The organism is Mycobacterium sp. NPDC050441, from assembly GCF_040655355.1.
Taxonomy (GTDB): domain Bacteria; phylum Actinomycetota; class Actinomycetes; order Mycobacteriales; family Mycobacteriaceae; genus Mycobacterium.
Map to the genome: position 1 here is coordinate 200,929 of NZ_JBFAJS010000009.1, position 14,380 is coordinate 215,308.

Genomic DNA, 14,380 nt, shown 5'->3' on the forward strand with positions numbered 1-14,380 from the left:
TCAGATGCGCGTCCTGTCAGTGGAGACGACGGAGCTGTTTGCCGGGCCCGAGGATGCCCCCCGGCAGCTGGTTCGGGTGCGGTATGAGGCCTGCGCCTCGCCGACGCCGGTGCGGGTGGGCGGGGACGGGCTCTCCGGTGAGGCGATCGCCGCACCCGGGGACGGCACCGTCGAGGTTCCCGTGGACGTCGAGCGAGGGGTACCCGGCGAGGTCCGGCGCGCCCGGGTGGGGGAGACGGCGTTCGACTTCACGGTGGCCGAACCGGGCTGGACCATGTACATGATCAGCCACTTCCACTACGACCCCGTCTGGTGGAACACCCAGGCCGCCTACACCAGCGTGTGGACCGAGGATCCGCCCGGCCAGTGCCGGCAGACCAACGGATTCGACCTGGTGCACGCTCACCTGGAAATGGCGCGGCGCGAACCGGAATACAAGTTCGTCCTGGCCGAGGTCGACTATCTCAAGCCCTACTGGGATGCCCGCCCGGAAGACCGGGCCGATCTACGCCGGTTCATCGCGCAGCGGCGCGTCGAGATCATGGGCGGCACCTACAACGAGCCGAACACCAACCTCACCAGCCCGGAGACCACGATTCGGAACTTCGTGTCGGGCATGGGTTTTCAACGCGACGTGCTGGGTGCTGATCCGGCCACCGCGTGGCAGCTCGACGTGTTCGGCCACGACCCGCAGTTCCCCGGGATGGCGGCCGACGTCGGCCTGACCTCCAGCTCGTGGGCACGCGGACCACACCACCAGTGGGGGCCGATGCAGAACGACGGCGACCCCGAGCGCATGCAGTTCGCCAGCGAGTTCGAGTGGATCGCGCCGTCGGGCCGCGGGTTGCTCACCCACTACATGCCCGCGCACTATTCGGCGGGATGGTGGATGGACTCCTCGGCGTCACTGGCGGAGGCCGAGGAATCCACGTACACGCTGTTCACCAAACTCAAGCGAGTTGCGTTGACCCGCAACGTGCTCCTGCCCGTCGGCACCGACTACACCCCACCCAACAAATGGGTCACGCAGATCCACCGCGACTGGAACTCGCGCTACGTCTGGCCGAAGTTCGTGTGCGCGTTGCCTTCCGAGTTCTTCACCGCGGTACGGGCCGAAGCCGACGAGCGCGGCATCACGCCGTCCCCGCAGACCCGTGACATGAACCCGATCTACACCGGCAAGGACGTCTCATACATCGACACCAAGCAGGCCAACCGGGCTGCCGAGGACGCGGTGCTCGACGCCGAGCGGTTCGCGGTGTTCGCCGGACTTCTCGGCGGCGCGGACTACCCGCAGGCCGCCATGGCCAAGGCCTGGGTGCAGCTGGCCTACGGAGCACATCACGACGCCATCACCGGCTCGGAATCCGATCAGGTCTACCTCGATCTGCTGACCGGCTGGCGCGACGCCTGGGAGCTGGGCGTCACCGCGCGCGACAACGCCTTGCAGCTGTTGTCGCAAGCCGTCGATGGGTCAGTTGTCGTATGGAACGCCGTGGCGCACAACCGGACCGACATCGTCACCGTGCACCTGGACGCACCGTTCCCCGGCGCGGTGTTCGACAGTGACGGCAACGAGGTTCCCGTGCTGGTCGAGCACGACGGAGCGACGGTGAGCTGGCTGGCCCACGACGTTCCGTCACTGGGCTGGCGGTCCTACCGTTTCGCAGCCGGGACCGCGAACGGCTGGGAACCGGTGGCCGGTGACGAGATCGCCAACGAGCGCTACCGGCTGCGCGTCGATGCGGCCCGCGGCGGTGGGGTGTGCTCGCTCGTGGACGACGGGCGTGAGCTCATCGCCGACGGCGGCGTCGGTAACGAACTGGCGGTCTACGAGGAATATTCGGCCCACCCCGAGGCCGGGGAAGGGCCCTGGCACCTGCTGCCCGCCGGGCCGGTGGTGGGCTCCTCGGCCACTCCGGCCGAGGACGTGCAGTGCTATCGGAGCGCGCTCGGACAGCGGGTGGTCGTGCGGGGCCGCATCGGAGATCTGTTGGGCTACACCCAGATCATTACGCTCTGGTCCGGCGTGGACCGGGTCGATTGCCGCACCGTCATCGACGAGTTCGTCGGGGCGGACCGCCTGGTGCGGCTGCGTTGGCCCTGCCCGGTGCCCGGGGCGCTGCCGGTGAGCGAGGTCGGCGACGCCGTGATCGGCCGCGGATTCGGGCTGCTGCACGACCACGGAGGCGGCCGCGCCGACACTGCCGTTGATGCCGCTCAGCATCCGTGGACGCTGGACAACCCGGCCTACGGCTGGTTCGGGCTGTCCTCGGCCGTGCGCGTGCGTATCGGAGCCGATGCGGTGCGAGCCGTTTCAGTGGCCGAAGTGGTCGCTCCCGACGACGGCACCGACCCGCGTGATCTGATGGTGGCCCTGGTACGCGCCGGGGTGACGGCCACCTGCAGCGCAGCCGACAAACCCCGCTACGGCGATCTCACCGTGGACTCCAACCTGCCCGACACCCGGTTCACCCTCGGTGGTCCCGATGAAAACCCCTTCACCGCAGCGGTTCTCGCCGAGGCGGATATCGCCTACACCGACGAGTTCAAACGCCAGATCGACGCAACCGGTTCGGCCCGCGTCTGGGTACCCGCCGCCGCGCCGTTGACCGATCAGTGGGTGCCCGGTGCCGATCTGCGTGGGGTGCGAGCCCTGCCCGTCCTGATCCTGGCCGGCGACCTGGACGCGGTGGTCGATGACCTCGGTGACGCCGAGATCGTCGTCACGCAGGAGGCCCCCGCGGTGGCCGAGCCGTTCGATGCCCGCACCGTCGCGCTGCTGAACCGTGGTGTGCCGAGCTTCGCCATCGAGCCCGACGGCACCTTGCACACGTCGCTGATGCGGTCCTGTACCGGCTGGCCGTCGGGCACCTGGATCGACCCGCCGCGCCGTACCGCACCGGACGGATCCAACTTCCAATTGCAGCACTGGACACACACATTCGACTACGCACTGGTCACCGGCGCCGGCGATTGGCGGGCCGCGGGCGTCGCACCCAGAGCCGCGGAGTTCAACCGGCCGCTGCAGCCGGTGGTGGTCGATTCGGCAGCCGGCGGCGGACTGCCGGCGTGGGGATCACTACTGGAGATCGAGCCGGCGGGCACCGTGCAACTGGGTGCGCTCAAGGCCACCGGGAATCCGCTCGCCTCGGGCAGCGTCCGCAGTGCCGATCCGGCCGACGGGGTCACCGCGCGCCTGGTCGAGATCACCGGCAGCGCTGCCGAGGTCACCATCCGCTCCGGGCTGCGCGCGGTCTCCGCCGCCGCGAACCTGAACCTGCTGGAAGAACCGGCGCCGGAGCAGCCCTCGCATCTGAGCTTGCACGGCTATCAGATCGCCACCGTATCCACCCAGTTCAACCTGCCGAGGGTATTGCGTGGCGAGCACCAGCGGTTGGCGCCCGATGCCGAGGTGGCACAACCTCTCTACGCCCGGTACTGGCTGCACAATCGCGGCCCGGCACCGCTGGGCGGTCTGCCTGCCGTCGCATATCTGCATCCGGAAAGCATTGCCGGACAACCCGACAACGAGGTGGTCGTGCGGCTGACGGCGGCCAGTGACTGCACCGATGCCGCGCTGCACGGCCGGGTCAGACTGTTTGGCCCGCCAGGGTGGGACGTGCGGCCCGCCGAGCTGCCCTATGTGCTTCCACCTGGCGAGCATCTGGAAACCGATGTGGTGTTGAGCATCCCGGCCGGAGCCGAACCCGGGCTGTACCCGTTGCGCGCCGAGCTTGCGGTGACCGGCAGCGGGTCGGATGCGCTGCCGCCGTCGTGGCGGCAAGTGGTCGAGGACGTCTGCATCATCACGATCGGTGAACCCGGTGGCGACATCGGGGCCCACGTGCTCAAGCTGGTGTCCGAGCCGCAGGCCATCGACGTCAAGGCAGGTGAGACCGCCCGACTGTCGGTGGCGATCGGCACCGACGCCTTCGCCGGCCTGAGCGCCGAGGCGCACCTGATCAGCCCATGGGGAACCTGGGAGTGGATGGGACCGGCCGCGGTCGGCTTCGAGGTGCCCGCTGCGGGTACTGCAGAGATCGAGTTCGAGGTCGCGCCACCATCATGGGTCGAACCAGGGCAGTGGTGGGCGTTGATCCGGGTGGGTTGCGCCGGGCGGCTGGTCTATTCACCGGCGGTGAAGGTGACGGTCCGATGAACCCGGTGACATATGCGGCACGGGTGGCCGGAAAACCGGTGTCGATCAAAGAGATCGATGAGCGTGAGGCCGCACTGCGGGCGGGGAACCGGGCGTCGGCGCTGCCACGCCCCGGGACCAGCGAGGGGCGTCAGTTGCGCCGCTGGCTCACTCAGTTGGTGGTCGCCGAACGGGTCGTCGACGACGAGGCCGCCGCGCGCGGCCTGTCCGGCCTCGGCGCACCCGGGCAGGACGAGGTGCTGCCCGACACCGCGGCCCGGCTGGAGATCGGCAGCGTCGCCGCCGCCACGTTGGGTACCCCGCTGGCCCGCGCAGTGTTCGCGGATGTGACTGCTGCGGTCGATGTTTCAGATGCCGAGGTGGCCGCCTACCACGCGCGGAATCCACTGCAATTCGCGCTGATACAAGGGGGCTCGCACGGCTGGTACGGCCGGCCGGTCGCCCCGTCGTTGGATCAGGTGCGCTACCGCATAGCCGCGCACCTGCGGGCGGCCGCGCGCAGGCAGGCGTTCCGGCAGTGGCTCGACGCGCGATGCGCGGCCCTGGTCGAACTGGCGCCCGGGTATGAGCATCCCGGAGATCCCCGTCAACCGGACAACACGCACAAGCACTAGGAATGCCGACGTGACCCTGACCCTGCCTGTGACCCTGGCGGTCGATATCGGCGGCACCAAGATCGCCGTCGGCCTGGTCGACGCCGACGGTCGGCTGGTGCATCGGGCCCAACTGCCGACCCCGGACGGTGACGCCGAGACGGTGTGGGCCGTCGTCGGGAAACTGCTCGGCGAGGCCATGCAGACAGCGGCCGGCGCCGCGACCGGCGTCGGCGTCGCCTCGGCCGGACCGATCGACCTGCCCAACGGCACGGTCAGCCCGATCAATATCACCGAGTGGCAACACTTTCCGATCGTCGAACGGGTTGCCGACGTCACCGGGTTGCCGGTCCGGCTCGGCGGCGACGGGCTGTGCATGGCGCTCGGCGAGCAGTGGTTCGGCGCGGGCCGGGGCGCGCAGTTCCTGCTCGGCATGGTGGTGTCGACAGGGATCGGCGGTGGTCTGGTGTTCGACGGCGCACCGTATGACGGCCGCACCGGAAACGCCGGGCATGTCGGCCATGTCGTCGTCGCTCCCGACGGCGGTGACCCGTGTACCTGCGGCGGGCACGGCTGCGTCGAGACCATCGCGTCCGGACCCAGCATGGTGCGGTGGGCCCGGCGGCAGGGGTGGGACGGCACGGACGCCAAGGCGTTGGGTGATGCGGCCGCTCAAGGAGATGAGTTGGCCATCAAGGCATTTCAGCGCGGCGCGCGGGCGGTGGCGGCAACGATCGCCTCGGTGGGCGCGGTCTGCGACCTGGACCTGGTGGTGATCGGCGGGGGAGTGGCCAAGTCCGGGGCATTGCTGTTCGACCCCGTGCGCACGGCGCTCGTCGACTACGCGGGGCTGGAGTTCTTGCGGGGGCTGCGGGTGGTCCCGGCGGAACTCGGTGGAGACGCCGGCCTCGTGGGCGCGGCGGCCCTGGCGCGCGGCTGAGGCGGCTGCCGAAGCTGGTGCCTGGGCTTCTGTTCCTGAATCTCCATGTGGGTGCGGCCCCATTCGCACAGGGCATGCAACACCGGCGCCAGGGTCTGCCCGTACTCGGAGATCGAATAGTGCACGCACGGCGGCACCGTGCCCGCGTCATGTCGATCGATGATCCCGGCGCCGACCAGATCGTGCAGATGCCGGATGAGCATCCGCTCGGTGATATCGGGAATGCTGCGGCGCAGATCGGCAGTGCGCATCGGCCCGTCCGCCAACCGCCACAGGATGGTGCCCTTCCAGCGCCCGTCGATGACCGACAACGTCGCGTCGATCGGACACTCGCCGACCTCTTTCTTGGAAACCGCCATGCCTGAACCCTTCACTGGTGCTGACTAATTTGTCAGTACCTTGTTTTTTGTCAGCATACTGACCAGCCTAGATGGCATGGAAGAAATCGTGCAGATCCTTGCGGTGATAGTCACCGGCCCGCTTCTCGGCGTCGAGTTCGGCGTCGCCGCCTTCACCAACCCGATCCTGCGGCGGCTGCCCGACGCCGCCTACCGACAGGCCCGCGGCACCGGCAGCCGGATCCTCGGAACGGCGATGCCGTTCTGGTACTTCGGGGCCGTGGCGCTGCTGATCGCCGCAGCCGTGTGGAGCCCGGGGCCGTTGCTCATCACTGCGGTGGTGCTGATGGGGCTGGTCATGGTGCTGTCCGTCACCACGCTGGTGCCGATCAACAACCGCGTCGCGGCGGGATTCAGCGGTGACGAGGACCCCGATCAGTTCCATGAGCTGGCCCGACGCTGGGACCGGTTGCACTGGCTGCGGGTGGCCCTACTGGCGGCGGCGTTCGTGCTGCTGGTGGTCGCGGGCGCGCGCTGAAGCGCCCGCGAGCGACCGCACAGGTACGGGATCTGCGGCGTGTCCGCGCACAGACACGGACGCTCGCGGTGCAGAAGGGCCAAGGCGGGCAAGAGGGAAGGTGCGCGTTTTGGCTGATCGGTGGGTGTTCGGCTACTCTGGTCGAGTTCCACCGAAGACCGTCGGTCACCGAGCAATCGGTTGAAGGTCCCGGGAGTACCCCGGGCGGCCCACGCAGGAGGACGAGGCTAGACCAGTTTTCGTGCTGGGTATATCTGCGCCCCGACCTGTTGCGTCGGGGCGTTCGTCATTTCCGGACCTGCTTGTTGACCGGATGGCGGTTCGAGGCGGGACGCCCGATACCCACCACAAGGAGGCATGCATGGCCAAGGCTGACAAGGCCACGGCGGTTGCCGACATTGCTGAGCAGTTCAAGGCGTCGACGGCCACCGTCGTCACCGAGTACCGCGGGCTGACTGTGGCGAACCTGGCTGAGCTGCGTCGTTCCCTCGGCGACTCCGCCACGTACACCGTCGCCAAGAACACTCTGGTGAAGCGCGCCGCGTCCGAAGCAGGCATTGAAGGTCTCGACGAGCTGTTCGCCGGTCCCACGGCGATCGCGTTCGTCCAGGGTGAGCCCGTAGACGCCGCCAAGGCGATCAAGAAGTTCGCCAAGGACAACAAGGCGCTCGTCATCAAGGGCGGCTTCATGGACGGCAAAGCGCTGTCCGTCGCCGAGGTCGAGAAGATCGCCGACCTCGAGTCGCGCGAGGTGCTGCTCGCCAAGCTGGCAGGTGCCATGAAGGGCAACCTGTCCAAGGCCGCAGGCCTGTTCAACGCTCCTGCTTCTCAGATGGCCCGCCTCGCCGCGGCGCTGCAGGAGAAGAAGGCTGCCGAGGAAGCTGCTTAACCGCCTGTCGCTCAACGCTGTCGCTTAACCGCAACCGCACAAACCACCCAACATCTGTAAGAAAAATCAGGAAGGACCATAAACATGGCCAAGCTGTCCACCGACGAACTGCTCGACGCTTTCAAGGAAATGACCCTGCTGGAGCTCTCTGAGTTCGTGAAGCAGTTCGAAGAGGTCTTCGAGGTCACCGCCGCCGCTCCGGTCGCCGTTGCCGCCGCGGGTGCCGCCCCGGCCGCCGCCGAGGCCGCCGAGGAGCAGTCGGAATTCGACGTCATCCTCGAGGGTGCCGGCGAGAAGAAGATCGGCGTCATCAAGGTCGTCCGCGAGATCGTCTCCGGCCTGGGCCTGAAGGAAGCCAAGGATCTGGTCGACGGCGCTCCCAAGGCGCTGCTGGAGAAGGTCACCAAGGAAGCCGCCGAGGACGCCAAGGGCAAGCTCGAAGCTGCCGGCGCCAGCGTCACCGTCAAGTAGTCCACAACTGGACCGCGAGAACCCCCGAATCCACACGGATTCGGGGGTTCTTTGCTTGTATGAGCAGGGTTGGTCCGGTCACGGCCCGGGTACTCCCGAAGATTGGGAGACAAGCATGTGTGGGCCGAGCCCCGTGCGCTATGGTGACTCAAGCCACAGGCCGCAGCAGGTGGCGGGGTGAGCCGTAGGCGGAAGGATCTTTATGGGCGTCCAGATCGATGTGACGGGACTGAGCAAATCTTTCGGATCGTCAAAGATTTGGGAAGACGTCACGTTGACGGTTCCCGAGGGCGAGGTCAGCGTGTTGCTGGGCCCGTCGGGTACCGGTAAATCGGTGTTCCTGAAGTCCCTGATCGGCCTGCTGCGCCCGGAGCGCGGCTCGATTGTCATCGACGGCACCAACATCCTCGAGTGCTCGGCCAAGGAGCTCTACGAGATCCGCACCCTGTTCGGTGTGCTGTTCCAGGACGGCGCGCTGTTCGGCTCGATGAACATCTACGACAACACCGCCTTCCCGCTGCGCGAGCACACCAAGAAGAGCGAGAGCGAAATCCGCAACATCGTCATGGAGAAGCTCGACCTGGTGGGTATGCCCAATGACGGGCACAAGTTCCCCGGTGAGATCTCCGGCGGTATGCGCAAGCGTGCCGGCCTGGCCCGCGCCCTGGTGCTCGACCCGAAGATCATCCTCTGCGACGAGCCGGACTCCGGTCTGGACCCGGTCCGTACCGCCTACCTGAGCCAGCTGCTGATCGACATCAACGCCCAGATCGACGCCACGGTGCTGATCGTCACGCACAACATCAACATCGCCCGGACCGTGCCCGACAACATCGGCATGCTGTTCCGCAAGCAGCTGGTCATGTTCGGCCCCCGCGAGGTGCTGCTGACCAGCGAGGAGCCCGTCGTCAAGCAGTTCCTCAACGGTCGGCGTATCGGTCCGATCGGTATGTCCGAGGAAAAGGACGAGGCGACTGCGGCCGCTGAGCAGGCCATGATGGAGGCCGGTCAGCACGACGGCGGCGTCGAGGAGATCGAGGGTGTGCCGCCGCAGCTGATGGCCACTCCCGGTATGCCGGAACGCAAGGCCGTGGCCCGGCGCCAGGCCCGTGTGCGCGAGATCCTGCACACCCTGCCGCCGGCCGCCCAGGCCGCGATCCTCGACGACCTCGAGGGCACCCACAAGTACGCGGCGCACGAGTTCGGCGACGAGCCCACAGCGCGCCACCACCGCCCGGTCGAGGACGACGCCCCGACCGGCGTCATCGAGGTTCCTCACCAGAGCTGAGTTTCATCACATCAGGCCGGGCCCCAGGGTCCGGCCTGATTTGTGTCGCAGACAGTGCAGGCAGCGTAGACAGCAGGAGCCGACATGCACCCGCAGCCCGGTCACGCGACCCGATTCGAGAAGTCACCCGGCGGTGTGACCCGGGCGCACGGCGTCGCGCACTCGCGCATGATCCACCAGCTGGCCCGCGCCGAATACCTGTCCAAGCGTTGGCTGTGGCCGATCATGGCCTCCGCGACCGTCGTGGTTCCCGTGGTCGTCGTTCTTTCCGGCAGTGAGTCGCTCTCAGGTGAGAACTTCCGGTATCTGCTCTACGGGCTGGCGTTCGTTGTTGTCTTGGGTGTCGGGCTCTTCGCAGTGTTCGGCCTCGGCCTGCTCTACCTCGCGGGGCCGCGGATCTGGTCTCTGAAGCTGCCGGTAGGCACACCGGTATCCGCGGAGTTCAGGCCGGACTCCGTCGGCATCGGCTGGCTGGATCACTTCAACGCGGTCTACCTCGACCAGATAGTGCGGGTCCGGCACATCGCCTCGGTCCTGGTGGTGCAGGGCGTCGGCGACGTCGAGTTGCTGATTCCCGACGAGCTGGTGCCGCCGGATATCGCCCCAGGCCTGCTGTCCACCTTCAAACAGCGTCGGCGGCCGCCGCAAGCCGGGATGAGTTCGCCGCATCCACAGCCCGGTGCGCCCAGTGCGCCGGGTATCGACGGGGTGACCCGCACCGCGGCCATTGCCGACGCCGGGTTGGCCGACCGGCTGGGCGCAGCGGTTCAGCGCAGCGTGGTGACGCGATTGGCGCTCGCACTCGCGATCCTCGTGCCGTTGACGATGCTGGGCTATTCCTATGTCGAGAACGGGCAGCTGTCCTGGTCGTCAGTGCTCGCCGCCGCTGCGGTGCTGGCCGCCGGTGTCGGTGCGATTGGTTACGTGGTGTACATCGCGACACCGACGAAATTTCGTCAGCTTGTTCCGCCCTGCGCAGCGATCGCGGCCGAGTTCGGGCCGCAGCAGATCAGCGTCCGTCTCGGTGGTCACCTGCAAACGGTGCAACTGGGAGCCGTCGAGCGCATCTGGCACGCTGACCAGGTATTTCATGTCTCGGTGCGGGGTCCCGGAGCCGGGCTGATCATCCCTGAGCAGCTGGTTCCACCGCACGTGGTTTCCGGGCTGTTCATGCATTTCGGCGCGGCGTAACTCGCGGAGAAGATAATGCCCGCTCAAACGTTGCCCGAGCTGCGGTTCAGGGGGAGAGTTCGGCGCACCAAACCGCGCGTCACCTCTTGACGGACGGCCATGGACAGGCCAATCTGTTGGGCAGCATGTGTGAAGGGTTTAGTGGACGCCAGCCAGCGCCGGGTGACCCGCTTCATGCAGTGGATGTGTGGTGGTCGAGGAATGCTCGTTGAATAAATGGCGGACGTGCGCTATCGTTGGACGTTGCGCTGGCTGCACCCTGCCCACCCTCACCTGATCTGCACATAATGTTCTAGCCTGAGCGTTGCTCAGCATCTAGTCCTGTGCCGTGCGTATGGGGTTCTGGACAGGCCAAAGCCAGCCGAACCGACGCAGAATCGCGGCCCAGAAGGACGGCTCTTGCTGGCCCTTTCAAAAGTCGCATGAGGTGCTGGAAGGATGCATCTTGGCAGTCTCTAGCCAGAGCACAGCGAACGCTAACACCAATAACTCCGTCCCAGGAGCACCGAACCGAGTTTCATTTGCCAAGCTCCGCGAACCACTTGAGGTTCCGGGGCTGCTCGACGTTCAGACCGATTCCTTCGACTGGTTGGTCGGAGCGGATGGATGGCGTCAGAAGGCTGTCGATCGCGGTGAGACCGACCCCAAGGGCGGCCTCGAAGAGGTGCTCGAAGAGCTCTCGCCGATCGAGGATTTCTCGGGCTCGATGTCGCTGAGCTTCTCCGACCCGCGCTTCGACGAAGTCAAGGCGCCGGTGGACGAGTGCAAAGACAAGGACATGACGTACGCGGCTCCGCTGTTCGTCACGGCCGAGTTCATCAACAACAACACCGGTGAGATCAAGAGCCAGACGGTCTTCATGGGTGACTTCCCGATGATGACCGAGAAGGGCACCTTCATCATCAACGGCACCGAGCGTGTCGTGGTGAGCCAGCTCGTGCGTTCCCCCGGTGTGTACTTCGACGAGAACATCGACAAGTCCACCGAGAAGACGCTGCACAGCGTCAAGGTGATCCCCGGCCGCGGTGCGTGGCTGGAGTTCGACGTCGACAAGCGCGACACCGTCGGTGTGCGTATCGACCGCAAGCGTCGTCAGCCGGTCACCGTGCTGCTGAAGGCGCTGGGCTGGACCAGCGAGCAGATCACCGAGCGCTTCGGCTTCTCCGAGATCATGATGGGCACCCTCGAGAAGGACAGCACCGCCGGTCCCGACGAGGCACTCCTGGACATCTACCGCAAGCTGCGTCCGGGCGAGCCGCCGACCAAGGAGTCCGCGCAGACCCTGCTGGAGAACCTGTTCTTCAAGGAGAAGCGCTACGACCTGGCCCGCGTCGGCCGCTACAAGGTCAACAAGAAGCTGGGCCTGAACGCCGGCAAGCCGATCACGTCGTCGACTCTGACCGAGGAAGACGTCGTCGCCACCATCGAGTACCTGGTGCGTCTGCACGAGGGCCAGACCTCGATGACCGTCCCCGGCGGTGTCGAGGTTCCGGTCGAGGTCGACGACATCGACCACTTCGGCAACCGTCGTCTGCGTACCGTGGGCGAGCTGATCCAGAACCAGATCCGGGTCGGCCTCTCCCGTATGGAGCGCGTCGTCCGCGAGCGCATGACCACGCAGGACGTCGAGGCGATCACTCCGCAGACCCTGATCAACATCCGTCCCGTCGTGGCGGCGATCAAGGAGTTCTTCGGAACCAGCCAGCTGTCGCAGTTCATGGACCAGAACAACCCGCTGTCGGGTCTGACCCACAAGCGTCGTCTGTCGGCGCTGGGCCCCGGTGGTCTGTCCCGTGAGCGCGCCGGCCTCGAGGTCCGCGACGTCCACTCGTCGCACTACGGCCGCATGTGCCCGATCGAGACCCCTGAAGGCCCGAACATCGGTCTGATCGGTTCGCTGTCGGTGTACGCACGGGTCAACCCGTTCGGCTTCATCGAGACCCCGTACCGCAAGGTCACCGACGGCATCGTCACCGACCAGATCGACTACCTGACCGCCGACGAGGAGGACCGCCACGTCGTGGCGCAGGCCAACTCGCCGATCGACGTGGACGGTGGCTTCACCGAGGACCGCGTGATGGTGCGGCGTAAGGGTGGCGAGGTCGAGAACGTGGCCCCGGCCGACGTCGACTACATGGACGTCTCGCCGCGCCAGATGGTGTCTGTCGCGACCGCGATGATCCCGTTCCTCGAGCACGACGACGCCAACCGTGCCCTGATGGGTGCCAACATGCAGCGCCAGGCGGTTCCGCTGGTACGCAGCGAGGCCCCGCTGGTCGGTACCGGTATGGAGCTGCGTGCCGCGATCGACGCCGGCGATGTCATCGTCTCGGAGAAGGCGGGCGTCGTCGAGGAGGTCTCGGCCGACTACATCACCGTGATGGCCGACGACGGCACCCGGCACACCTACCGGATGCGCAAGTTCGCCCGGTCCAACCACGGCACCTGTGCCAACCAGCGTCCGATCGTGGACGCCGGGCAGCGTGTCGAGGCCGGCCAGGTCGTTGCCGACGGTCCGTGCACCGAGAACGGTGAGATGGCCCTGGGCAAGAACCTGCTCGTGGCGATCATGCCGTGGGAGGGTCACAACTACGAGGACGCGATCATCCTCTCGAACCGTCTGGTCGAAGAGGACGTGCTCACCTCGATTCACATCGAAGAGCACGAGATCGATGCCCGCGACACCAAGCTGGGCGCCGAGGAGATCACCCGGGACATCCCGAACGTCTCCGATGAGGTGCTGGCCGATCTCGACGAGCGCGGCATCGTCCGCATCGGCGCCGAGGTCCGCGACGGCGACATCCTGGTCGGCAAGGTCACCCCGAAGGGTGAGACCGAGCTGACCCCCGAGGAGCGCCTGCTGCGCGCCATCTTCGGTGAGAAGGCCCGCGAGGTCCGCGACACGTCGCTGAAGGTGCCCCACGGTGAGTCCGGCAAGGTCATCGGCATCCGCGTGTTCTCGCGCGAGGATGACGACGAGCTGCCCGCCGGCGTCAACGAGCTGGTCCGCGTCTACGTGGCCCAGAAGCGCAAGATCTCCGACGGTGACAAGCTCGCCGGACGCCACGGCAACAAGGGCGTCATCGGCAAGATCCTGCCCGTCGAGGACATGCCGTTCATGCCTGATGGCACCCCGGTGGACATCATCCTGAACACGCACGGTGTGCCGCGTCGTATGAACATCGGCCAGATCCTGGAAACCCACCTCGGGTGGGTGGCCAAGGCCGGATGGAACATCAACGTGGCCGAGGGAACGCCGGAATGGGCGAGCAAGCTGCCTGAGCAGCTGCACTCGGCCCCGGTCGACAGCATCGTGAGCACCCCGGTCTTCGACGGTGCCCGCGAAGAGGAGCTGGCCGGCCTGCTCGGCTCGACGCTGCCCAACCGCGACGGTGACGTGATGGTGAATGCCGACGGTAAGTCGACGCTGTTCGACGGTCGTTCGGGTGAGCCGTTCCCGTACCCGGTGACGGTCGGTTACATGTACATCCTGAAGCTGCACCACTTGGTCGACGACAAGATTCACGCGCGTTCGACCGGCCCGTACTCGATGATCACCCAGCAGCCGCTCGGTGGTAAGGCGCAGTTCGGTGGGCAGCGGTTCGGTGAGATGGAATGTTGGGCCATGCAGGCGTACGGCGCTGCCTACACCCTGCAGGAGCTGCTGACCATCAAGTCCGATGACACGGTCGGCCGCGTGAAGGTCTACGAGGCCATCGTCAAGGGCGAGAACATCCCTGAACCCGGTATCCCCGAGTCGTTCAAGGTGCTTCTCAAGGAGCTGCAGTCGCTGTGCCTCAACGTTGAGGTGCTCTCCAGCGACGGCGCGGCGATCGAGATGCGTGACGGCGATGACGAGGACCTGGAGCGTGCCGCTGCCAACCTCGGTATCAACCTGTCGCGCAACGAGTCCGCCTCTGTTGAAGATCTTGCGTAGATCTCGTCCGAAAATTTCTAGTCCCGAAAGGGG

General features: G+C 66.6%; 10 protein-coding genes. 9 read left to right on the forward strand and 1 reads right to left on the reverse strand.

Annotated elements, in window-relative coordinates:
- Positions 1 to 4 precede the first annotated feature (4 nt).
- From AB0I14_RS25855 to AB0I14_RS25865, 3 genes are read left to right on the forward strand one after another with little or no spacing between them, the layout of a single operon-like run.
- Positions 5 to 4,162, forward strand: coding sequence for an NEW3 domain-containing protein (locus tag AB0I14_RS25855; RefSeq protein WP_358027792.1), 4,158 nt, complete (start codon positions 5 to 7; stop codon positions 4,160 to 4,162).
- A complete protein-coding gene (locus tag AB0I14_RS25860) occupies positions 4,159 to 4,776 on the forward strand; it encodes a malonyl CoA-ACP transacylase (RefSeq protein WP_358027795.1) in 618 nt (205 codons plus the stop codon). Before AB0I14_RS25855 ends, AB0I14_RS25860 begins: the two co-directional genes overlap by 4 nt.
- Positions 4,777 to 4,798: 22 nt before the next feature.
- Entirely contained in the window at positions 4,799 to 5,695 is an 897-nt protein-coding gene (locus AB0I14_RS25865; protein WP_358027909.1) for an ROK family protein, read from the forward strand.
- Here AB0I14_RS25865 and AB0I14_RS25870 read toward each other — a convergent pair.
- Positions 5,596 to 6,054: a helix-turn-helix domain-containing protein gene (locus AB0I14_RS25870; protein ID WP_358027798.1), complete on the reverse strand. Its 459-nt coding sequence runs from the start codon at positions 6,052 to 6,054 to the stop codon at positions 5,596 to 5,598. The genes AB0I14_RS25865 and AB0I14_RS25870 overlap by 100 nt on opposite strands.
- Positions 6,055 to 6,130: 76 nt before the next feature.
- Here AB0I14_RS25870 and AB0I14_RS25875 point away from each other — a divergent pair, with 76 nt between their 5' ends.
- The 6 genes from AB0I14_RS25875 to AB0I14_RS25900 all read left to right on the forward strand — a co-directional run bounded on the left by AB0I14_RS25875 (position 6,131) and on the right by AB0I14_RS25900 (position 14,347).
- Positions 6,131 to 6,571: a DUF1772 domain-containing protein gene (locus AB0I14_RS25875; protein WP_358027801.1), complete on the forward strand. Its 441-nt coding sequence runs from the start codon at positions 6,131 to 6,133 to the stop codon at positions 6,569 to 6,571.
- A gap of 361 nt (positions 6,572 to 6,932) precedes the next feature.
- Complete coding sequence (gene rplJ / locus AB0I14_RS25880) at positions 6,933 to 7,460, forward strand: 50S ribosomal protein L10 (RefSeq protein WP_358027804.1); 528 nt, start codon at positions 6,933 to 6,935, stop codon at positions 7,458 to 7,460.
- Positions 7,461 to 7,544: 84 nt separating this feature from the next.
- The gene (gene rplL, locus AB0I14_RS25885) at positions 7,545 to 7,931 is read left to right on the forward strand and encodes a 50S ribosomal protein L7/L12 (protein WP_358027806.1); all 387 of its coding nucleotides are present in this window, start codon (positions 7,545 to 7,547) and stop codon (positions 7,929 to 7,931) included.
- Between the two features lie 202 nt (positions 7,932 to 8,133).
- On the forward strand, positions 8,134 to 9,219 hold the full coding sequence (locus AB0I14_RS25890; RefSeq protein ID WP_358027809.1) for an ATP-binding cassette domain-containing protein: 1,086 nt from the start codon (positions 8,134 to 8,136) through the stop codon (positions 9,217 to 9,219).
- Between the two features lie 84 nt (positions 9,220 to 9,303).
- Positions 9,304 to 10,410, forward strand: coding sequence for a hypothetical protein (locus AB0I14_RS25895; protein WP_358027811.1), 1,107 nt, complete (start codon positions 9,304 to 9,306; stop codon positions 10,408 to 10,410).
- A 427-nt stretch (positions 10,411 to 10,837) separates the two neighbouring features.
- Complete coding sequence (locus tag AB0I14_RS25900; protein WP_358027814.1) at positions 10,838 to 14,347, forward strand: DNA-directed RNA polymerase subunit beta; 3,510 nt, start codon at positions 10,838 to 10,840, stop codon at positions 14,345 to 14,347.
- Positions 14,348 to 14,380: the final 33 nt, after the last annotated feature.

Coding starts and splice junctions, on each gene's coding strand:
- AB0I14_RS25890 (WP_358027809.1), top strand. CDS start 8,134: ATGGGCGTCCAGATCGATGTGACGGGACTGAGCAAATCTTTCGGATCG.
- AB0I14_RS25870 (WP_358027798.1), bottom strand. CDS start 6,054: ATGGCGGTTTCCAAGAAAGAGGTCGGCGAGTGTCCGATCGACGCGACG.
- AB0I14_RS25860 (WP_358027795.1), top strand. CDS start 4,159: ATGAACCCGGTGACATATGCGGCACGGGTGGCCGGAAAACCGGTGTCG.
- AB0I14_RS25875 (WP_358027801.1), top strand. CDS start 6,131: ATGGAAGAAATCGTGCAGATCCTTGCGGTGATAGTCACCGGCCCGCTT.
- rplJ (WP_358027804.1), top strand. CDS start 6,933: ATGGCCAAGGCTGACAAGGCCACGGCGGTTGCCGACATTGCTGAGCAG.
- AB0I14_RS25855 (WP_358027792.1), top strand. CDS start 5: ATGCGCGTCCTGTCAGTGGAGACGACGGAGCTGTTTGCCGGGCCCGAG.
- AB0I14_RS25895 (WP_358027811.1), top strand. CDS start 9,304: ATGCACCCGCAGCCCGGTCACGCGACCCGATTCGAGAAGTCACCCGGC.
- rplL (WP_358027806.1), top strand. CDS start 7,545: ATGGCCAAGCTGTCCACCGACGAACTGCTCGACGCTTTCAAGGAAATG.